A 22,512-nucleotide genomic window follows, 5' to 3' on the forward strand; every position below is an offset into this window, starting at 1 on the left:
TCCCCTTAGACTTGGCGGCTGGAGAAGAAGCTCCTGTAGCTTTAACTGCTCCTGCTATCAACGGTTAATTCCAGTTTTTAATCAACTGATTTAATCTAAAAAAACGCTCTCCGCAAGGGGGGCGTTTTTTTTGTTTTTTTATAGTGCTGCGCGCTAGGGAATAGGGAATGGTCGCTAGGTTTCAGTATTGAACCGCAGTCCTAACCGACTCTTTCTCTGCTATAGATCTGGACAATGCTATTGAAATTATTTTTACCAATGGCAGCCTGAGCAAACTAGAGAGCTATCAAGCTTTTGGGAAGATTAAGTACTTTCTTTATACCACTTACGAGAGGATGGTTCTCATCGGAGAGAAACCAGCAAACTCCGTGGACTGACAGGGTTGGGCATGTTGGTTCCTCAGAAATCTAGAGTCGAGGCAGTGTGCCAATTTCGCTAAGGAATAACATGAATTTTTTGTAATATTGTGCGACAACAAGAAGCATAAGGGTTTACACTGAGCTGAGAGGTGCATGGGGTGAATTACGATCTGGCGAGCCAAGGTTGTCAGTTGCAATCACATCAGGAGAACAGCTATGAACCCAAAAATCAAACAATATTTTAATGCTACCGATCCAAGTTATACCCTATTTACTCGTGCAGAGGATACAGAAAAGGACAAAAAATATTACATCGATTTTTCCTCAGTCCGAGGCGGGGAAGTGATTCAAGAACTCAAGGATCATATTACAGTGTGGTATTCCGATCGGCCCACTTGTCAATTATTTACCGGTCATATTGGTAGTGGAAAATCAACCGAGTTATTGAAGCTAAAATTAGAATTAGAGCAAGAAAATTACCATGTTGTCTATTTTGAATCCAGTGCAGATTTAGAAATGGGGGATGTGGATGTTGGAGATATTTTGCTCTGTATCACTCAGCGTGTGAGTGAGAGTTTAGAAACTCTACAGGCTGTAAATATTCCGGAACCCAGAGGGTTTAAACAGTTACTTCAGGGAGCGGCTCAATTGTTACAAACAGAAATCGAAGTATCTGGAACAGTTGAGGCCTTGGGCGGGAAAATATCGGCAAGTAGTGAAGGGAAAATGGAGGCGGAATATGGGTTACCGGGTATTGCCCAGTTAAAACTGGGAATTGGAGTCATTACGGATAAAACGAAGGCAAGTCCAGAATTACGGTCTAAGTTGCGAGGCTATTTGGAGCCGCGAACCAATCGATTATTAGAGGTGATTAATCAGGAGTTATTTGCACCTGCACAAGTTCAATTGCAGGAGTTAGGAAAAGCAGGTTTAGTGGTAATTGTGGATAATCTCGATCGCGTCACGAGTGCGAATAAGGATTGGGATATACAACAACAAGAGTATTTATTCGTAGATCGCGGCGAGCAATTGCGGGCATTAAACTGTCATGTGGTGTATACAATGCCCTTAGCGCTACGGTTTTCTAATGAGTATAGTACCTTGACACAACGGTTTATGAATGAGGTACAGGTGTTACCCATGATTCCGATTAAACATCGAGATGGGAGTCGGTGCGAGGAAGGGATGAGCTTGCTAAAAAAGCTGATTTTAGCACGAATTTTCCCAGAACTACCGGAAGGGGAGCGATCGCCAAAAATGACAGAAATTTTCGATCGGGCGGAAACCTGCGATCGCCTCTGTGAGATGAGTGGTGGTCATGTGCGGAATTTTTTACGCTTATTTCACGATACCTTGAAGCGCACGAAGCAGCTACCGCTCCAGCAAGATCATTTTGAACGAACCCTATCCCAATATCGCCATCAAAGAGTTTTAGCGATCGACGATCGCGAGTGGGAATTACTCGATCAAGTGGCAAAAACCAAGCGAGTTGCTGGTACTGAAGCGTATCAAAAGTTAATTCGCTCGCAGTTTGTGTATGAATATCGCGATACCAAAGGCTATTGGTTTGATATTAATCCCATTATTGCCCAATCGTGATGATGCCCTCAATCCCTCTCCCACAAGAGAGGGACTTATTTTAAATTGGTAAATCAGGAATCCTGCTATGACTATCTCTCAAGGTACTCCAGAGGCTTTTAAAAATAATCAAAAATCGATAGAAGAGTTAGCTTGGGAAATCGAAGCTTCTCAAGGTAAATTCACACTAATTTTGGCTCACTGTAATTATCAGTCTTTACAGGAAGTCGTGGTACAGCAATTACATCAGCGTTCTTCGGTTCCCATTCGCGATCTAAAGATTGAACCGGAAACCACTCAGTTATTTGCTGTGCTGAAAGAAAAAGTACTTGCCGATCCACCGTTGGCGGTCATGGTGTTTGGTTTAGAGTTAACTGAAAATCCAGAAAAATTACTGGCGGGCATGAATCAGATCCGGGAAGAGTTTCAAAAAAACTGTCTATTCCCGATGATCGTATGGGTTAATGATAGCTTGGTGAAGCAGTTTATTCGCTTGGCTCCAGATTTTGAGAGTTGGGCAACGTATACCGTGTTTACGATCGCAGATTCTTCAGAATTGCTCGATCAACTTAATCTGCGGATTGAGCGTTTATTTAATCAAGTGGTTGAAGCTGGAGGAGATGTTTTTTTATCGAATGAGGAGATTTTTGGCCCCTATTATCGAGGGGAGCTAAAGTCGGCGCTCAATTATGTTCGTCATCATCAACTGAACTTGCCAGAAGAGATTGAGGCTGGCTTAAATTTCGCTCAAGGTCGAGATGCTTATGTGAAGAGTCAGATTGATGAAGCGATCGCCCTGCATCAGAAAAGTTTGCAATTTTGGCAACATCACGATCGCCCCATCTGTGCGGGAGCGGTCTTATTTCATTTAGGCTTATGCCATGGTCGGCAAGCGGATCTACATCGAGTTCAACGTCAGCATTATTGGCAGGAAGCACGGTTATCATTTCAACACTGTATTAAAAAATTTGAGGAAGGACAACGACTGGATTTAATCGCTAAGTTTATTGGTCAACTGGGGGAAATTTTATGGAGGTTGGGGGAGTGGGAGGACTTGCGTCAAGTGGTCGATCGGTCCCTGAAACTGCATCAGCGTAAGCAGACACCTATTCAAGAAGCTCGCGATCGCAGTTTATTAGCAGCTCTGAAGTTACAGGAGGGGTTAGCTTCTGAAGCGCAAAGTTTGGCTCAGAACGCACTGGAAATCCTTGATCGCGCTCCAGAGGACAAACCCTTCTATGAGGGGTTACCCTTGTTGTTGCTCGGACGCAGTTTCCGCGCTTTGGGAGAGATGCAACCGGCGATCGCCACCTTAGAGCGGATGAAAGCAAGCAATCCAGAACCCGATCCCCAGCTTTACCTAGAGGGTTTGGAAGAGTTGCGATCGATCTATTGGCAAGAACAGCAATATCTAGAAGCCTTTAATACTAAACAATTTCAGCGTTCCGTCGAGCAACAATTCCGATTTATTGCCTTTGTTGGTCCAGGAAGAGTGCAACCACAACGACACATTCGCCCCCTATTGCGTCCCAGGGGACATGATCAGCCAATGGCTCAAGAAATCACTGCTTCTGGACGAGAACCCGATATTAAGGCATTACTCAAACGGGTACGAGATACCCAACATAAATTAATTGTGATTCACGGAGAATCGGGGGTTGGCAAAAGCTCCTTAATTCAAGCCGGGTTGTTACCGGCTTTAGAAGGAAGAATCAGTGGTTACAGAGATATTCTTACGGTTTACTTGGATAAATATAATAATTGTAATCAGGCTTTTGCCCAAGTGTTTACTGGCTTTGCCCAAGCTTTATCCAAACATGCCATTCAACTTCCCCATGTCCCCAATTCCGCAGAAGAATTGATCGCACAGTTAGCGGCTAACGATCGGCGAAACTTACTCACTATCTTGATTTTCGATCAATTTGAAGAGTTCTTTTTTGGCTGTCCAGAAATAGGTCAACAAGCACAATTCCTCCAGTTTTTAGGACATGCACTGAATGTCCCTTATGTCAAGGTTATTTTATCCCTCAGAGCAGATTATATTCACAAACTGCTCATCTGTAACGACATCGAAGATTTTGCCGCGATCGGCAATGATACATTAAGCAAACATAGCCTCTATGGTTTAGGCAACTTTTCCCAAGAAACTGCCCAGCAAGTCATCGAAAATTTAACTGAACATTCCCAATTTAAGCTCCCCGAACCCTTAATTACAGAAATTGTCAATGAATTAACCAATGACATTGGACAACTGCGCCCCATTGAGCTACAAATTGTTGGGGCACAACTGCAAAACGATCAGATCACGACGTTAGCTCAATATCAACAAGTCAGTAAAGATCATCTGGTACAAAAACATCTGCAAGATGTGATTGAAGATTGCGGACAAGGCAATCAACAAATGGCAGAATTTGTTTTATACTTGCTCACAGATGATAAAAATACTCGCCCCCTAAAACTGAGAACAGAGCTAGAAGCTTCCCTCAAAGAAACTCAACCCAACTGGACAGAAAAAGATGATCGGCAACTTACCCTCGTTCTAGAAATTTTATCCTTATCTGGCTTGGTTCTATTAGTTCCTGCCGATCCACAACGCTATCAGCTCGTTCATGACTACTTAGTTCCTTACATTCGCCAACGCGAAACCCTTCGTACAAGAAATAAAATCAAGCAAATTCAAGAAGAGAAAAAGCTAGCTGAAGCGAAATTAAATCGATTTATTCGCCGAGCATTTCCTATATCTATAGTTGCCCTTATTGTATTAATGGTAACAACAGCAGGTTCATTATTTTTTCTTCGCCAAGCCTTGAATCGTGAAATTGAAGGTATTAGCCTTGCCTCTACCTCTCTGTTAAACTCCAATCAAGATCTAGAAGCCATGATTCAGGGAATCAAAGGGTGGAAAAAAATTGAAAAAAATTTATTTTACCAGTTTTTTATCTCTAGAGAGACAAAGCAAAAAATGGAATCAGCTTTTTTGAAAGTCAATTATGGAATTAAAGAAACAAATCGGATTGCAGGGCATGAATCTTGGATTTCAGATTTGTCCTTTAGTCCCGATGGTCAAATGCTAGTAACAGCAAGTACAGATGGAGTAGTACAGCTATCGACTGTAGATAATTCAACGCTTACAGACTATAATCAAAAATTACTTCATGAAGAAGTGATTTACGCAGTTGCGCTCAGTAAAGATAGAATTGTGACAGGTGGTAGTAATGGAGTCATTAAAATCTGGTCGTCAACAGGTAAATTTATCAAATCAATTTCATCATCTGGTAAAGATGATGAAGACACAATCATTAGAGCCTTAGCATTTCATCCTCAAGGAGATACTTTTGCTTCGGGAAATAATCAGGGCATGATTCAATTATGGAACAGTGATGGAATATTATTAATATCTATTAGAGCTTCAGAAGAAATAATTAGAGATATTATCTTTAGTCCTGATGGTCAATTAATAGCTTCTGCTTCTGGAGATGAACAGTTTGGAGAGATCAAACTCTGGAAACAAGATGGAACTCCGATTGGAAATTTTAATGAAAAAGATAGACATAAAAAAGAAGTTTTAGCACTTGCTTTTAGCCCCGATGGAAAAACAATAGCTAGTGGTAGCATAGATCGCTCAATCAAGATTTGGACAATAGATGGCAAAATGCAGGAAGAAATGGTAGGTCATGATTCAAATGTTTGGTGTTTATCTTTTAGTCCAGATGGTAAAATATTAGCTAGTGGTAGTGCTGATGAAACTGTAAAGTTATGGCAAGTTTCTGATGGAAGTATACTGAGAACAGTTCCCGCAGAAAGTACGGTTATTTATAGTTTACAATTTAGACCTAATTTAGAAGACGAACTTACTAATGCTCTGACTCTTGCAATCGGCAGTGGAAATAATCAGGTGAAAGTCTGGCAAGTAAACACTCCTTGGCGAGAAATGATTTTACTAGGACATAAGAACATCGTTGAAACAGTAAAATTTAGTGCCGATCAAAAATCTATTATAACTGCAAGCAGCGATGGAACGATTAAACGTTTTACTTTTGACAGTAAGCGAGTACAGGAAATTGTTAATGATGAGGATACTAAATATTATCAAGTCTCAGTAAGTCCTGACGGTCGCAAGATTGCTGCGGCTAGAGATAAAAAGACGGTTGATATTGTAGATAATTTAGGTAGGGTATTAACTACCCTCGAAGGGCATACACAGGTGATCGCTAATGTGGCATTTAGCCCCAAGCAAGAAACGGAAGAAATTCTAGTGACAGCAGGTGATGATAAGAGTATCAAAATTTGGAATACTAAGGGAGATTTGATTAAGGATATTCAGGATGCTCATGAGCATCCAATCAGAATAGTTGCATTTCATCCTGATGGTGAAATGCTGGGTTCAGGAGGACAAGATAATCAAGCTAAACTATGGGATTTAGATGGAAATCTTCTGACTACATTAGAAGATCATAAAGGTTGGGTTATCGGTATGAATTTTCATCCCAAGAAAGACCTGATTGCTACTAGCAGTACGGATCATACGATTAAACTTTGGAAATCTGATGGAACGTTGATCGCTACGTTAGACAAGACAAAGCAGGGTCATACTAACTGGGTGAATCGGGTTAAGTTTTCTCCGGATGGGACTCTGTTAGCTTCAGCTAGTGATGATAGTACAATTAAGCTTTGGAATGTTACAGATCCAGATAAGACTTATTTGGTGACTACTTTATCTCTACATACTAACTGGGTGAAGGATATTGATTTTAGTTCAGATGGTCGATATTTAGTTTCGGCAAGTGCAGATAAAACGGCGGTGCGCTGGGATTTAGAACCACTCAAAAAACCTGATTTTTTGCTTCGTCAAGGATGTGATTGGATACGGGATTATTTGAGCCATAATCCGAATGTGTCTGATGAGAATAGCAAGATTTGTGATGGGATTGAACCTTTACCGTTAGAAATAGCAAGTCCGCCTCCAGTGGCTACGTTGAATGTGCCTACACCTGAGATATCTGAGCGGCCTGAACCAACTCCTCCTTCTTTTGTTAGTCAACCCACACCTTCTCCTGTGGTTTCGCCAAGTCCTGAACCCGATCGCTGGTATTTAGCTGTTCAGCAAGCTGAAAAAGCAGCTCAGTTAGCTCAAGTGAAATCTGACCCTTCCCAAGTGGTACAGGCATGGCAAGAAGCGATCGCCCTAATGCAAGCCGTTCCTGAAGAGCATCCCGCATACACTAAAGCACAACAGAAAATCCAGGAATATCAACAAAATTTGAGCTATTGGCAAGCACAAGAGTAGGGATCAAACCTTAATGGCGTGCAGGTTTGGCAGTAAGTGTCAGAATAAGAAGAGGTTAGCCTAGCCTGACCACAGTGAGACACGAAGGTAAACCTGTGATTGAGGTGGAAGTCCATCAGCAACTGCGAGCGTTTCTGCGCTTGTCTGCGTCACCGTCCTGGCCCCATCAGTTAACGATGGCCCGGTTAGTTGCGCGGGCCATGCGTTTGGGACGCAGTGCTTTAATTCAAACGGGTCGCCCCCTTTATCAAGGACAACCCTATCGGGTGAGTTATTTGGTTCCGTTGCTCATGTGGCCGGGACCTGCTATTTGGGTGGGGCCGGAGGAAATTTTGCAGCAGTTGCAGATGGTGGAAATTCCCCAATTACAGGAGATGTTGGCCCTCAGTTCCGTGAAGTCAGTGGTAGTGTCCGATCGCTGGCCCAATGCTGATTTTTCTGGTATTCTACTCACAACCCCAGAACACTTTTTAGGCGATCGCCTCCATCCAGAGAACCGAGGAGAGCACTTCCCCTTCAATATTCCCACTCTCATCGATGGTGTAGACGATCTAGACAACTGGACTAGGCAACAGATCAATCAATGTTTAACCCCCAAAGACTGGACGGAGCTAATGTTAGCCTGTCCCCAACACCGGGATCTGATTCGGGATATCCAAGTTAAGCTCACCAAATCCATTTTCCAGCATCCTCCCAACCCCTACGAATGCTGTTTATTAACTGAGGAGGATCGAGGGGCGATCGCCAATCTCTTCCATTACTTTGACGAATATCAGCTTATCCTACCCTCTCCCTGGCAACAGTTCACGCTCCCCCCATTCACCTCAGATCGTCTGATGTGGGCCGATATCCATCGTTCCACCGGTCAATTTACCCTCTGGTCTGGCCCTGTAGATATCGCCCCGATCCTCAGCCCTATCTGGGCCGATCAACCGGTCGTTTTAATTGGTGAAACCCTCGATCAACAAGCCAATGCAAGTCGCTATTGTACCCAAATGGGACTCGAAGATATTACTTGCCTTCAATTTAATGCTTCGAGTAACCAAGACTTAATCCATCTTTATTTACCCGATCGCCTTCCCCTCCCCAATACACCCCAATTTCAAACTCAGGTGTTGCCAGAAATTCAAGGATTACTCAGTGTCCGGGGAAATCAAGGCAACTTAACCGTTATTTTAGTCACCGATGTCCCCCTAAAAGCGCAAATTGCAGCCACATTAGCCGGTGAATTTGGCTCCAAAGTACAAGTTGAAAAAACCTCATTAGAACCCCATGGAATTTTAGTGTGTGGATGGGAATTTTGGCGATCGCATCAAAGCCTGTTACCCGCACCCGGTTTACTCATTATTGTTGCCTTACCCATCCCCTCTTTAGAGCATCCCCTAGTGGCTGGACGAGTGGCCTATTATAAACAACGGCGCTTAGACTGGTTTCGGGAATACCTACTACCGACGGCAATCCAAAACCTAAAACGGGCGATCGCCCCTATGCGTCCGGGAGTTGTAGCGTTATTAGATACCCGTGTTCTCCATCGCAGCTATGGTCAAACCATCCTCGCCTCCCTCGAACCCATGGCTCGCATTAATTACCGCGACCCCAGTTGGGTGAGACAAATTTGGGATCAAGAAGCATAAATAACGTTGACTAAAAAAGCGATCTGTGGAGTTTAGGGAACAGGGAACAGTTTTCGCCTATTGGTAATTTTGAATTGTCCGAAATATTCGTGACGGTATAGCTTCCGAAAATCTTTAATACTTCTGTGTACTCTTCTAATTGTTGAAGTGTCTTTTGGATGCTGGGTTCTCTCGCATCAACTTCAATATCAATAAAGAACAAATATTCAAACAGCGATTGCTTGGTGGGACGAGATTCAATACGGCTTAAGTTAATCCCTTGATGGGCAAATACTTCCAGGGGTTTGACCAACACTCCTGGAATATTGGGTAAGCTAAAAGCGATTGAGGTATGGGTTTTGGATCGCGAAGAAGCATTTAGTCTTATATCAGTATCTGTAGAACTCACGACCCAAAACCGAGTACAGTTATCCGGGCGATCGTTAATCGGATAGGCTAATACTGGGACTTTATAGAGTTTTGCCGCTCTTTGGGAGGAGATTGCTGCGATCGGTCGATCGGGTTGAAGATACTGAATGGACTCTGTGGTGGAGTTCGTAGGAATTAATTCAACTCCTGGTAAATGTTGCTCTAACCACTCTTGACATTGTGCTAAGGCTTGAGGATGGGAATAGACGGTTTTAATGGCTGATAATTCACCCCTGTGAGAGAGCAGTCCATGGGTGATGGGTAAGACATAGGCCTGTTGGATGTCTAAACCCTGTAATTGCCATAAACTATCGAGGGTCATAGGAACATTGCCTTCAATAGAATTTTCAACCGGGGCGATCGCCAAATGGGCTTCCTGTTTGGCTACAGCCTGTAAAGTTTGGGCAATACTGGGATAGGGACGTAATTCACTGTCATAACCCTGAGCTTTAAGCTGCTGACTACAGGCGATCGCTGCGATCTCAGAATACGTCCCTCGTGGCCCTAGATAAGCAATAACAACCATCCTCTCTCCTTGTTAGACTTTTTGCCACTATAGCTTACGGGGAATGAGCATTGGTAACAAGTTGAGGAAATTTGCACCCAACCCAGATCCATTTTTAAGGAGTCAAGACTTACGCGTTAAGGCCATATGTAGTATGTAGAGTCAGTTTCTAAAGTCATGCTGGTCGAAGACTTTAAGAGTTCTTGTATCAAACTTAATTATTAAGTAATCCTTGCTTTAATTCATAGATCGTCTAACCGGTTTAATGAGCTAACTTTTAAATTTGAATAATGACTCATGACTTCCGCCAATATTGATAGAATCTTGTACACAGTGCAGTGGTTAACAACGCTAATATTGAGGGAATAAGAGCCATTAAACCTCCTTGCAAAAATATCCCAAACGATAAGTAGTAGACTAAAATACATAAGAAGGCAGTACCCAAACCTAATCGCCAAGGATATTTCTGAAAATACAATGTCGTTATCGCTCCTACCATTGACCAAATCCAAACAAAAAAAGCATCTTGCCACCAGGTCAGTGACCAAAATAAAGGTCGATCATCCAGAACAGAACTAATAATTTGGCTTGTTACATGAGCATGAATGTCTAATCCTCGCATAATGCCTAGTGGTGTATGTTGAGGATCGCGAACACTTTCAGCCGTCATACCAATTAAAATAATTTTATCTTTAATCCAACTGGGTTTAAAATTGTTGTTTAGAACATCGTCTGCACTAATTCGTTGAGCAATTTCACGAGTGGGTGTTGAGCGATAATTAATTAGGATTTGTTCACTCGGTAAATCGGATTGGTAATATCCAGGACGACCCCGCTTTAGACTCGTAAAAACTTTTTGACCGAATTGCCAATCTTCTTGTGAATTAGCTTGAACAACTACTCCATTAGAACTCAGATATTTCCAAGCCAATTGAAAAGCTAAGGAATAAGGAGTTTTACAGTGATAGAAAGGAGGGATCATATGATCCGTTTGAGACAACGTATATCGGCGGATCATCCCTGAAGCATATGGATTGTGTTGATCGGTCCATAAATTAACAAATCCTACTTGCTTTTGTGGACTATGATCGGGCGGTTCAATACTGGTATTCGGATCGTTATTGTACTCAAATTTGCATATACTCACTAATTTTTTATTCTGTCGAAAATGCTGATTCATGGTTTGATCGGCAGAGTTGGCTGGAACGGGTTTATCTCGATAAATATTTAAGCCGATCGCTGCCGGTTGATGAGCGTCTAGCTTATCTATAATCTCTGCTAACGTGCGATCGGGTAAAGGATGATCGTATAATTCTATATCCTCTTCAGTAACTCCCACGATGAGAAGACGAGGATCGGGTTGTTCTACAGGGCGCGATCGCATTAATTGATCGAATGCTCTCAGTTCCATCGGTTCCAAAAAGCCCGAAGACCGTACGCCCATCACCAGGGTAGTTACTGCTATGGAGAGGCATAGGGTAATTTTTAAGGCTTTTTGCCAAGACAAAGAAGAGGGAAGTGCTCGTCCGACTAAATCATCCCAGGTGGGGGAGATGTAGTCAGGATGCTGCCAAATGACGGGTAACCAAGTTGCGCAAGGAATTTGATCTTCTAGTCCTTGTAGCTTTTCTCTGGCTTGTCGGACTGCAACTTCAAACGAGTATCCTTGGGAAAAATTAAGCAAAAATGACTTGAGGAATTTCTGGGCGACTTGATCGGGAACATAGTCGCGCATGACAATCATTTGGGGAATCTGTACATCATCCAATCTGCGGGCTAACCCTAAGCCATCACAGGAGTTGAAAATGGCAAGTTTTAAGCCTTGTGCGACGGATTTTCGTAGACCAAACCAGATTTGATCGACGGTTAAATATTGGTTGGGGTTAATATAAATTTTGCCCGTTTCGCCATCGGTTTCACTGTGTCCAGCAAAGAAGAGGATATCCCAGGGTTGTTCCCATAATTGGTCGTTGATTTCGGATCGTTTCGGTTCGATAAGAAAGCTGACATCTGCGTGGGGAAGTGAGTTGAGGATTTGGCAGTCTTTTTCGGTGTCAATGCCTTCTCTATGTCCTAAAATAGCTAAAATTCTGACTTTTCCCGGTGGAGTGGAGTTCAGGGGATCGGATCGTCTAAACTCAGGATCGCTGAAAGAGATTTCTGCACTCTTGTATCTGGAGAAGAGATTCCAACTGTGCCAAGGCAGCTTTTGCAAATCATTGCATGTGGTGCGCAGAATAAAGCGAATGGGATCGCTATAGTTGAGTTCCTCTCGGATCTGAAGGTCGATGTCCCGGAAATCAGGGGAGCAGAGCCATTGATTCAGGCGATCGCACACTTGAGTACCTGATTCTTCACAGGCTTTCAGCGGACTGATCACTCCATCGTATTTGATAGCTTTTGGCTTTAACCCCCTTGTATTGAGGAGTCCTAAAGGGCGGTACTTGTCTATCCAATGGCTTTGTACCAACTGCGCTAGATCGGGTTCAGACGGTAAGTATCCTGATATGTCTAGATCGGGGCGTTTTCCTTCTTCCCCCATTTGTAGCCGCACTCGAAAGCCGTCCTCACTCAAACTGCCTTCAAGTTCTAAAACCACCAGTTTCGCCACGTCTGTTACCTCCGGACTGTCTGATCTCACCTTTCCTTGTCCTAAATTACAGGAAATTAAAGGGGCATACACAGATCCCCTCTATAGGGTTCTCAGATTTGAAGGCATAATTTTATGCAAACTTTACAAAAATTTACAATTAAGGCAAGATAATTCAGTGGCGATCGCACCAGCGATCTGTAGCACTATCGCGCTAGCGATGATGACTGTTTATGTCCGTATGCGGTATATTTATCGCCTTCTAGAGCCAACAACGATTGATTGCAAGTTGGTGCAGCTAAAGTTAGAATCATGTTTGCATTCAGCTCTGGTGGGATTAGCTCCTCTAGAGACCCTTGTGTACAAACCGGATACAGACGGATATAGAGGTTTCCCCAAACCTCATCTTTAGACCAATCGATAGCTAAGTCAACTTAAACAACTCACTTATTAAACTAAATCTTAGGAGGGAAACGTGACCGCAATTAGAGTGATTCCAGCGAGTGCAGCCGGTTCAACCATGGGGGTTAATGTTATTATCCGGCTCTTGTTTGACTACCGCCCCCATTTAATCAAACTCTTTAGAATCAAGAAACAAGACCACTCCATCACTCGTTATACCTTTATTGCCGTTTTCCGGGAACCTGGCTCTATCGGACAACTGGTTGCCTTGATCAACGAATGGGGAACTGCCAGTGGACAGGGAGAAGGAGTAGAAAATACCGCCGAAACCTATGGATTTTCGGAAATCATGACCACGATTAAACAGCTTAAAATCCGACTGTTAACGGTGGACTGGCATACGGAAATTCATGAAGGATGGAAACAGAAGCTTGAAGTCCGTCCCGATCCCACGGTTCTTAAATATCGCCTCTCTGACTGGGAAGGTTGGCTGTTAGAACAAATCGATACCCCTTGGTTCCCCATGCAACATCTGCACGAGGACGATCTCGATTTGCGTTGGATGGAACATGAATAGGGATTAGGGAAGTGGGAATAGGGAATCTCTGTGTCGCCACGTCTGTGTGTCTCCCGATCCCTATCCCCTCATCTGATTAAGACCGAGGTCGAAATTCAACCACATTTTGCTTAATTTGCACATCGTAGTTGCCAAAGAAATCATGGCCGAGTAAACCGATCTCCATCCGAGGGGCGATCGCTACCGGAATATCCCTGACCACAGCTCCATGGACAGCGATCGACTTCACATAACCCAAGGGAAAGGTCACCCTAGAACCGTCTGCGATCGTACTGGTGACAGAATCAACCGACTCGATTTGCAGTTTCTGCGCCATCTCCTGAGTAATTAGAGTACCACTGGCTCCCGTATCCACAATCATCTCAAAGGAGTGGCGATCATTAAAGGTCACCTCAATCACCGGAATTCCCCCCAAACGGCGCTTAATTTGGGCTTGAAATACTCCTGGAGTCGCAGGACGAGAACGGGGAGCAGAAGTCCCCTCACACACGCCACTTAAGGGAATCGATTGTCCAGACGAGGTTACCATAAAACATCCTTGCACTTCTTGGGCGATCGCGCTTTCTGCTCCACCGACCATGAAACCTATCCCCAGGGCAACCGTCATACCCAAACTCTTACTCCATAGATGTTTGTTCATAAATTTTTAGCGACTGATCGGACCTACTCTCTAGTTTACCCATTCCTTTCTGTCCACTGCCATATAGCGCTTGGCGCGAGGGAATAGGGAATAAGGAATAGCCTTTATTGCTTAGGGTCTAAGGCTTCAAGCTATACTCTAGAGAACAGAGAAGTGTCATACATCCACTACCCTATAATAGATACTTGCATGTACTTCGTCTTTTTGAGATTTTGATCGTGAAAAATCGTGCCCCTCGCAATCGAACACTTACATGCTCGGAGCAAGAGCTATCCCTATTCAGTCAGTCTTTGCTCTCTCTCGATCGTCAGATAGAAATTGATCGGATAAAAGACAAAGTTATTCATCAAGATCTATTTATCGCTGGTGAATATCTACCCAAAAACTTTGTCGATCTTTTAGTTCTAGACCCCCCTTATAATCTTTCCAAAAACTATCATGGTCATTCATTTAAAGAGAAAAAACAAGGAGACTATCAAGATTGGTTCACTTCTGTCCTTAAGATTCTCAAGCCCATCCTCAAGCCGACAGCAACTCTCTATGTCTGCTCTGACTGGAAAACCTCGATCTTAATTGCCCCTATCCTAGAGCAAGAATTTTATCTTCGCAATCGCATTACCTGGGAGAGGGAAAAAGGACGAGGGGCAAAAACCAATTGGAAGAATAACACCGAAGATATTTGGTTTTGCACCGTTTCCGATCGGTATACATTTAACCTAGATTTAGTCAAGCAAAAACGAAAAGTGATTGCGCCCTATCGGCATAAAAATGGTCAGCCCAAAGACTGGAGTGAAGAAGAGGATGGCCACTTCAGATTAACGCATCCTTCCAATCTTTGGACAGATATTAGCATTCCCTTTTGGTCAATGCCTGAAAACACCGATCATCCCACACAGAAACCGGAAAAATTGATGGCTAAACTGATTCTAGCAAGTTCAAATCCCAATGATATGGTACTCGATCCATTTCTCGGGAGTGGGACTTCAGCCGTGGTGGCCAAAAAGCTCAAACGTAACTTTGCGGGGATTGAATTAAATCAAGACTATTGTTGTTGGGCATTAAAGCGACTTCAATTAGCAGAGCAGGATGCATCGATTCAAGGATATACAGATGGGGTATTTTGGGAGAGAAATACTTTAAAGTGCCAGAGAAAGGGAACGGAGAAAGAAGTAAGAAGTCCTGTAAACAGTACGATAGAACCGTGACAAGAGTGTAACTTGACTCTTAAAAGTGTTACAACAGTAGTCAGTTACTGAACTCACTATTATGACTAGCAAGTATATTTCTTCAGAAGACTATCGCAAAATGTTGGTTCGGGATGGCGATCGCCGCTTCCAGGAGTGGCATAATCAATATTTACACTACCAGAAGCAGTATTGGAATCAACGGGTCAAAGGTCGTAAGGTAAACTAAGGTTTCAGTACGACTCAATCCTCCATGACTTCTTCCCTGGTTCCCTCTTCCGATCATTCCCCTGACGCAGGACTTGCACCTTTACTGCTCACTGTTGTTGAACTCATTCGCCAACTGATGGAAGCTCAAGTCATTCGGCGCATGGATTCGGGTAGCCTAAGCGAAGAGGAATTAGATCGAGCGGCTGAAAGTTTACAGCGTCTAGAAGAACAGATTATCAACTTATGCGAAATCTTTGACATCGATCCGGCGGACTTAAACATTGATTTAGGGGAAATTGGCTCCCTATTGCCCAAACAAGGGTATTATCCAGGTGAAAATAGCGATCGCACCTCCATTCTAGAACTCTTAGACCGGCTCCTGCATACCGGCATTGTCGTTCAAGGCGATGTGGATCTTGGTCTAGCACAACTTAACCTTATCCATGCCAAACTCCGCTTAATTCTTACCTCCAAACCCATCGACGATCAGACAGGGAATAGGGAATAGGGAATTTTCCGCGTGTCTCCATATCTCCATATCTCGCTATTCCGTACTCAGTCCTTATAGAAATAGGGGAACCCCCTAGAGGACTCCCCTACTTTCTAGAGATCGCAAAACTTAGTCAGTTTTAGTAAGTTTCCACATGCCAACGATGTTCTTTTTTCAGTTGTTTCCGGTACTCATCCCAGTTAACACCAAACTTTCCGGCAGCTACAGACATCCCTTCATCAATACCCGGTTCCATACCTTTGAGACCGCACATATAGATATGGGTATTCGGTTTTTGAACTAATTCCCACAGCTCATCTGCATTTTCCTTAATCCGGTCTTGAATATACATTTTACCGCCTTCGGGATTTTTCTGTTCCCGGCTAATAGCATAAGTTAGGCGGAAATTATCAGGAAATTCCTGCTGCATTTTCTCCAACTCTTCCCGATAGAGAATATTTTGACTATAAGGAATACCAAAGAACAACCAAGCGAATCCCCGGAACTTATAATCTTCATGCTGTTCCTTAAACATGCGCCACAGATAAGCACGGAAAGGAGCAATTCCAGTTCCAGTTCCCATCATAATAACCGTGGCTTCCTCATCATCCGGTAAGAGCATTTCCTTACCCACCGGTCCAGTGATAGCCACATCTGCACCGGCTTCAAGATTGCATAGGTAAGTCGAGCAAACGCCATAAACCGTTTCTCCCGTTTCCGGCTGTTTATATTCAAGCTGTCTAACACACAGAGAAACTGTCTTATCCTCTTCATCATCTCCATGACGAGTAGAGGCGATCGAATACAACCGTAATTTATGAGGCTTACCATTGGCATCATCTCCGGGAGGAATAATACCAATACTTTGGCCTTCCACATATTTCAGGTCTCCTTGGGACAGATCGAACGTCAAATGTTGGACCATCCCTAATCCGCCTTCAGCCACCAATTTTTCATTACTGAGACATTTCCCAACGTAAGGAGTTTTAGGGCGGTAAATATTGATCGGAATCTTTTGATCTTCAGATTTCTTGTGAACCTTACCTTGGGGAGCTGAACTCGATCCTGAAGGTGTACTCGATGGGGCATTCTCACCATTAAGCGGCTCAATCTTGACAATTTTGCCCCCTAGACGAGAAATACGCTTCATTTCCTGATTCATACGGCTGTAAGGCACAGTAATGAAGATGCTACCACTGTAACGAACTGAACCGTTCATATTTCCAGTACTACCTGGGTTAAGACCAACCACTTCAAACCGAAACAGACGGTTGCTATTGGTTGAACCCGTTAAACTCGATTTATACATTCCTTGATTTTCTCCTTTCCCCATTTACATCGGCCAATTGCCGAAACATTACCAAGTCCTGTGGGCGAGAGTGATGACAAAGCGACTAGACGTACGGTAAGCGAGCCATTCTCACTGGTCAATCCTACTCTGCAAGCAACAGTTGAAGAGTAAGACCTAATCCAGACTCAATGAGGCGATCGCCCTATATACTCTAAAACCCTTTATCAGGAGTCTCACCTCCACTCTCTCACACAAGGCAAGCGAGGGACAATTCCACTATTTTATCGAAAAGCGCCCCTTTTCAGAGGGAATAATTGGGATTAGGTTTTCTTAAAGACCCCATTCACCGTAGCATAGGTATTGAGGACAACCCTCAAATCTCTAAACTTGCCTTGTGGGGATGATCCCATTCTGGTAGAATTCCCTCCAGAATATTGAAAATGGAAACCTGAGCTGAACTCTAACTTGAGTTGTTCCCAACCAGAGAGAGTGAGGCTGCTATTTAGGGAGCAAGCGCCCTCCAGGGTTTAAATGAAGGGCGGTTTTAATGGGTTGCCCTCAACGCTAGTTTAACTCCATTCGTGATAAACCAAAACTAACTTTAGTGAACCCATTGATTGACAGAGGAAATCTATGACGAGTAAACCGGATCGCGTGGTTTTAGTTGGTGTAGCCGGAGACTCCGGTTGTGGGAAATCAACCTTCTTACGTCGCTTAACCGACTTATTTGGAGAAAATCTCATAACCGTAATCTGTCTGGATGATTACCATTCTTTAGACCGTAAACAACGTAAAGAAACTGGGATTACCGCGCTCAACCCCAAAGCTAACAACTTTGACTTAATGTATGAGCAAGCCAAAGCGCTTAAAAACGGTGAATCCATAGAAAAACCCATTTACAACCATACTACTGGGGAAATCGATCCCCCTGAAACCATCCATCCCAAATCCATTGTCGTCCTAGAAGGGCTACACCCAATGTATGACGAACGGGTAAGGGAACTCCTGGATTTTAGTGTTTATCTTGACATCAGTGATGAAGTCAAAATTGCCTGGAAAATCCAGCGGGATATGGCAGAGAGAGGCCATCGCTATGAAGATGTACTCTTTGCTATTAATGCTCGTCGGCCAGACTTCATGGCTTATATCGATCCCCAAAAAGCTCATGCAGATGTGGTGATTCAGGTATTGCCAACCCAACTGATTCAAGACGACAAAGACCGTAAGATTTTACGGGTACGGATGATTCAACGCTATGGAGTTGCCGGTCGTGACCCCGTCTACCTGTTTGACGAAGGCTCAACCATTGATTGGATTCCCTGTGGACGCAAGTTAACCTGCTCCTATCCCGGCATTAAAATGCATTATGGGCCAGATGCTTACTATGGCCATGAAGTTTCTATCCTGGAAGTCGATGGCCAGTTTGATAATTTAGAGGAACTCATCTATATCGAAGGTCATTTGAGCAACACCTCAACACAAGAATATGGGGAATTAACTCATTTGTTACGGCAACATCCTGATTATCCAGGTTCAACCAATGGTACAGGACTGTTCCAAGTGCTAGCTGGATTGAAAATGCGAGCCATTTACGAGCAGTTAACCCAAGCACCAGTCAAAGTCCCAGCAAGTGTTTAGACAGCAATGTCACCACCTGTGGACAACACCTTGAGGGTTGGTTCTCCTGTAAACTAGAGCCAGAAAGGGGCTGCGAGAGTCTTTTGGTCTGGCTCTCGCAATTCCAATTCAAAAACGGTGGATTGTTTGACCGTTCCCTAATTTTCAATCGATTCTGCAACTCATGAGCGCACCTTCTTCTAGTAACCCGACTCAATACGATCCCTTGAGTGCTGAAGCCAAATGGCAACGGTATTGGGAAGAGAACGAAACATTTAAGGCCGATCCGAATGAGGGTGGAGATCCGTTTTGTGTGGTGATTCCACCGCCGAATGTAACGGGTAGCCTGCATATGGGTCATGCCTTTGAAAGTGCCTTGATTGATACATTGGTTCGCTACCATCGGATGCTGGGAGAGAATGCGTTATGGTTGCCAGGAACCGATCATGCCAGTATTGCCGTACAGACGATTTTAGAAAAACAACTCGCCAGTGAAGGTAGAAATCGCTACGATGTTGGTCGGGAAGCGTTTCTAGAAAAGGCATGGCAGTGGAAAGAGGAGTCCGGAGGCGCGATTGTTAATCAACTGCGCCGCTTGGGGGTTTCCGTGGATTGGTCGCGGGAGCGGTTTACGATGGATGAAGGGTTATCGAAGGCGGTGATTGCAGCTTTTAAGCAGCTTTATGAGGAAGGTTTGATTTATCGGGGCAACTATATGGTAAATTGGTGTCCCGCTTCTGAGTCTGCGGTGTCTGATGTGGAGGTGGAGAAGAAAGAAGTTGATGCTCACTTATGGTATTTCCGGTATCCACTAACGGACGGTGAGGGATTTGTGGAAGTGGCAACGACTCGTCCGGAAACGATGTTGGGGGATACGGCAGTAGCAGTAAATCCCCAGGATGAACGGTATAAAGATTTAATTGGCAAGACGCTCCGGTTGCCTTTGGTGGGGCGAGAGATTCCTGTGATTGGTGATGAATATGTGGATGCTGAGTTTGGGACGGGTTGTGTAAAAATAACGCCAGCTCATGACCCCAATGATTTTGAAATGGGCAAACGTCATCATCTGCCCCTGATTAATATCATGCACAAGAATGGTAGTTTGAATGAGAATGCTGGGGAGTTTGAGGGACTAGACCGATTTGAAGCGCGGAAGGCGGTGGTGAAGCGCCTGGAAGCAGAGGGCTGTTTGGTGAAGGTGGAAGATTATAAAACGACGGTTCCTTATAGCGATCGCGGTAAAGTCCCTGTTGAACCCCTTATTTCTACTCAATGGTTTGTTAATATTCGTCCCTTAGCCGATAGAGCGCTAGAGTTCCTCGATAACCAGAATCAGCCGGTGTTTGTCCCTCAGCGTTGGGAAAAAGTCTATCGGGATTGGTTGGTGAAACTGAAAGATTGGTGTATTTCTCGACAATTGTGGTGGGGTCATCAAATTCCCGCTTGGTATGTGGTGAGCGAAACCGAGGGAGAAATTACCGATGCAACTCCCTTTATCGTAGCGGCGAATGAAGCGGAAGCCTTAGCTCAAGCCAAAACGGAATATGGGGAAAGCGTGCAACTGGTTCAAGATCCCGATGTTCTCGATACCTGGTTTTCCTCTGGACTCTGGCCCTTTTCTACCATGGGATGGCCGGAGGAAACTGCCGATTTCAAGCGCTATTATCCCACTACGACTTTAGTAACCGGCTTTGACATTATTTTCTTCTGGGTGGCGCGGATGACGATGATGGCAGGTCATTTCACCGGAAAAATGCCCTTCCAAACCGTTTATATCCATGGTTTGGTCCTGGACGAAAATGGCAAGAAAATGTCAAAAACAGCCGGAAATGGTATCGATCCCTTAGTGCTCATCGAAAAATATGGAACAGATGCCCTGCGCTATACCTTGATTCGGGAAGTGGCGGGTGCAGGGCAAGATATTCGCTTAGAATACGATCGCAAAACTGATGAGTCAGCATCCGTGCAAGCGTCTCGCAACTTTGCCAATAAGCTGTGGAATGCCGCCCGGTTTGTGATGATGAATTTGGAGGGCAAAACTCCTGCGGACTTGGGAGTGGCAGCCGTTGAGGATTTAGAAGAGAGCGATCGCTGGATACTGTCGCGCTATTATCAAGTCGCTGCCCAAACTCGCAATGATCTCAACCAGTATGGCTTAGGAGAAGCGGCCAAAGGCATCTATGAACTGATTTGGAATGACTTCTGTGACTGGTATATCGAACTGGTCAAAACTCGATTATGGCAAAAGGACAAGGAGGGAGATGCCGCTTCTGCTGCATCCCGGTTAGTCGCGCAACAAGTCTTAGCCCTAGTCCTAGATGGGATCTTAAAGCTTCTGCATCCCTTTATGCCCCACATCACCGAAGAAATTTGGCAAACCCTAACCCAAAGTGAGGGCACATCCTTAGCCCGACAAAGGTATCCAGAAGCAGATGAAGCGCTGATCGACGCTGATTTAGAAGCCCAATTTGCCCAACTGATTGACACCATTCGCACTATTCGGAACCTACGGGCGATCGCCGAAATTAAGCCGGGTGTCCAAATTCGAGTCATCCTGCAAACGGAAAACTCAACCGAGCAAGAGATCTTAACCCAAGGCTCATCCCTGATCCAGATGATCGCCAAAACCGAAGCCCCAAAAGTGTGCGCTACCTTAGACGAGCCAATGAAGCAAACCATTGTGGGAGTAACCGGAACCGTACAAGTCTTAATTCCCCTCGCTGGAGTTGTCGATATTGGAGCGCTACGCGCTAAAGTTGAGAAAGATTTGGGTAAGATTGAAAAAGAAAGCCAAGTTCTCCAAGCTCGTTTGGGGAATCCTGGATTTGTCAACAAAGCGCCTCAAGATGTCGTTCAAGGGGCTAGAGATACGTTAGAGCAATTGCAAATCCAGGCTCAAATCCTGCGAGATCGCCTGAAGTCTCTCTCAGATTAAGGGCGATCGCGTCCATGACTTACACTGAACAATCAACGGCCATGTTATATCTAGCCCAGGTACAAAAAGAGCAATTGTTAGGCAAAGTAGGTTTACAGGTTTTAGCAGCTCAGGAGTCCGAAACCACCTGGAAACTGGCCGCTGAGGAAGACCTGATTCCTTATAGCGAGAGCGATAATTGGACTCAGAACCAGCTTGTGTTACTTGAGGTGACCGAAAACCGCGAAATTCTTAGTATTGCTGAGGCAAAGGATTGGATCCTCAAGTTGGTTGAACAGTATTTGAGTGCAGGAATTACGCCCGAGTTTTTGCAAGGGGAAATGGAGAGGGCTGAACAATGGCGGCAAGATCTGACCCTGCAAAGTCAGGAAGTCGCCCGGGGAAAACTCGAAGTCGAAGCACGACATGCCCAATTACAAATTGTTGAAGAAAAACTGAATAAGGAAAAAAATCAATTAGAAGAGGAAAAGCAATACCTAGAAACCCAGCTTAAGCAGCTTCAAGAGGAAAAACAAGACCTCGAAACCAAGCTCCAACAGTTTCAAGAGGGAGAGTAAAGCGATCGCTAGTATCTTCAGCAAGTAACAATGAATAATAATTAAGGGCACCTCTATTAATTGCTCTTTCGAGCAATTAATGAGATAAAAAAGCCCACCTTTTTTCAAAAAGAGGGGATTTTATCTATAGGAATAGATGTCAATCATGGAACCATCACTTTTTATTGTAATATCAAGTCCGATGAATAAGTTACGATATAAATGAAGAGTGTCCAAGCAAAGCAATGCCCCGACGAATTAAGATAGTC

The 22,512-nt window shown here is 44.1% G+C and carries 14 protein-coding genes; 10 read left to right on the plus strand and 4 right to left on the minus strand.

What is annotated here, in order from left to right:
• The first annotated feature begins 575 nt into the window (after positions 1 to 575).
• From J7529_RS21660 to J7529_RS21670, 3 genes are all read left to right on the plus strand, one after another.
• Positions 576 to 1,958, plus strand: a complete 1,383-nt coding sequence (locus J7529_RS21660) for an AAA family ATPase (protein ID WP_318730693.1) — start codon at positions 576 to 578, stop codon at positions 1,956 to 1,958.
• Positions 1,959 to 2,025: 67 nt separating this feature from the next.
• The gene (locus J7529_RS21665) at positions 2,026 to 7,224 is read left to right on the plus strand and encodes an AAA family ATPase (protein ID WP_318730694.1); all 5,199 of its coding nucleotides are present in this window, start codon (positions 2,026 to 2,028) and stop codon (positions 7,222 to 7,224) included.
• 95 nt (positions 7,225 to 7,319) lie between these two features.
• Positions 7,320 to 8,858, plus strand: a complete 1,539-nt coding sequence (locus tag J7529_RS21670) for a helicase C-terminal domain-containing protein (RefSeq protein ID WP_318730695.1) — start codon at positions 7,320 to 7,322, stop codon at positions 8,856 to 8,858.
• A gap of 10 nt (positions 8,859 to 8,868) precedes the next feature.
• On the opposite strand, the gene pheA is transcribed toward J7529_RS21670, so the two are convergent.
• Positions 8,869 to 9,792, minus strand: a complete 924-nt coding sequence (gene pheA, locus J7529_RS21675) for a prephenate dehydratase (protein WP_318730696.1) — start codon at positions 9,790 to 9,792, stop codon at positions 8,869 to 8,871.
• A gap of 274 nt (positions 9,793 to 10,066) precedes the next feature.
• On the minus strand, positions 10,067 to 12,412 hold the full coding sequence (locus tag J7529_RS21680; RefSeq protein ID WP_318730697.1) for a CHASE2 domain-containing protein: 2,346 nt from the start codon (positions 12,410 to 12,412) through the stop codon (positions 10,067 to 10,069).
• A gap of 424 nt (positions 12,413 to 12,836) precedes the next feature.
• On the opposite strand from J7529_RS21680, the gene J7529_RS21685 reads away from it, so the two are divergent.
• Positions 12,837 to 13,340 carry a hypothetical protein gene (locus J7529_RS21685; protein ID WP_318699928.1) on the plus strand — a complete coding sequence of 168 codons (504 nt, stop codon included), beginning with the start codon at positions 12,837 to 12,839 and terminating at the stop codon, positions 13,338 to 13,340.
• 76 nt (positions 13,341 to 13,416) lie between these two features.
• Here the strand turns inward: J7529_RS21685 and J7529_RS21690 are convergent, their stop codons facing one another.
• Complete coding sequence (locus J7529_RS21690) at positions 13,417 to 13,980, minus strand: retropepsin-like aspartic protease (protein WP_318730698.1); 564 nt, start codon at positions 13,978 to 13,980, stop codon at positions 13,417 to 13,419.
• 218 nt (positions 13,981 to 14,198) lie between these two features.
• Between J7529_RS21690 and J7529_RS21695 the strand changes: the two genes are divergently transcribed.
• From J7529_RS21695 to J7529_RS21705, 3 genes are all read left to right on the plus strand, one after another.
• Positions 14,199 to 15,185, plus strand: a complete 987-nt coding sequence (locus tag J7529_RS21695; protein ID WP_318730699.1) for a site-specific DNA-methyltransferase — start codon at positions 14,199 to 14,201, stop codon at positions 15,183 to 15,185.
• A 61-nt stretch (positions 15,186 to 15,246) separates the two neighbouring features.
• Positions 15,247 to 15,393, plus strand: a complete 147-nt coding sequence (locus tag J7529_RS21700; RefSeq protein ID WP_318730700.1) for a hypothetical protein — start codon at positions 15,247 to 15,249, stop codon at positions 15,391 to 15,393.
• Positions 15,394 to 15,417: 24 nt separating this feature from the next.
• Positions 15,418 to 15,882 (plus strand): gas vesicle protein K, encoded by a 465-nt coding sequence (locus J7529_RS21705; protein WP_271945447.1) that lies wholly within the window; start codon positions 15,418 to 15,420, stop codon positions 15,880 to 15,882.
• 121 nt (positions 15,883 to 16,003) lie between these two features.
• On the opposite strand, the gene petH is transcribed toward J7529_RS21705, so the two are convergent.
• Positions 16,004 to 17,173, minus strand: coding sequence for a ferredoxin--NADP reductase (petH, locus tag J7529_RS21710; protein WP_318730701.1), 1,170 nt, complete (start codon positions 17,171 to 17,173; stop codon positions 16,004 to 16,006).
• 615 nt (positions 17,174 to 17,788) lie between these two features.
• Between petH and J7529_RS21715 the strand changes: the two genes are divergently transcribed.
• The 3 genes from J7529_RS21715 to J7529_RS21725 all read left to right on the plus strand — a co-directional run bounded on the left by J7529_RS21715 (position 17,789) and on the right by J7529_RS21725 (position 22,264).
• Entirely contained in the window at positions 17,789 to 18,793 is a 1,005-nt protein-coding gene (locus J7529_RS21715; protein ID WP_318730702.1) for a phosphoribulokinase, read from the plus strand.
• 163 nt (positions 18,794 to 18,956) lie between these two features.
• A complete protein-coding gene (locus tag J7529_RS21720; protein WP_318730703.1) occupies positions 18,957 to 21,707 on the plus strand; it encodes a valine--tRNA ligase in 2,751 nt (916 codons plus the stop codon).
• Positions 21,708 to 21,721: 14 nt separating this feature from the next.
• Positions 21,722 to 22,264: a hypothetical protein gene (locus tag J7529_RS21725; RefSeq protein ID WP_318730704.1), complete on the plus strand. Its 543-nt coding sequence runs from the start codon at positions 21,722 to 21,724 to the stop codon at positions 22,262 to 22,264.
• Positions 22,265 to 22,512 lie beyond the last annotated feature (248 nt).

The organism is Roseofilum sp. Guam (assembly GCF_017746735.1).
Classification (GTDB): domain Bacteria; phylum Cyanobacteriota; class Cyanobacteriia; order Cyanobacteriales; family Desertifilaceae; genus Roseofilum; species Roseofilum reptotaenium.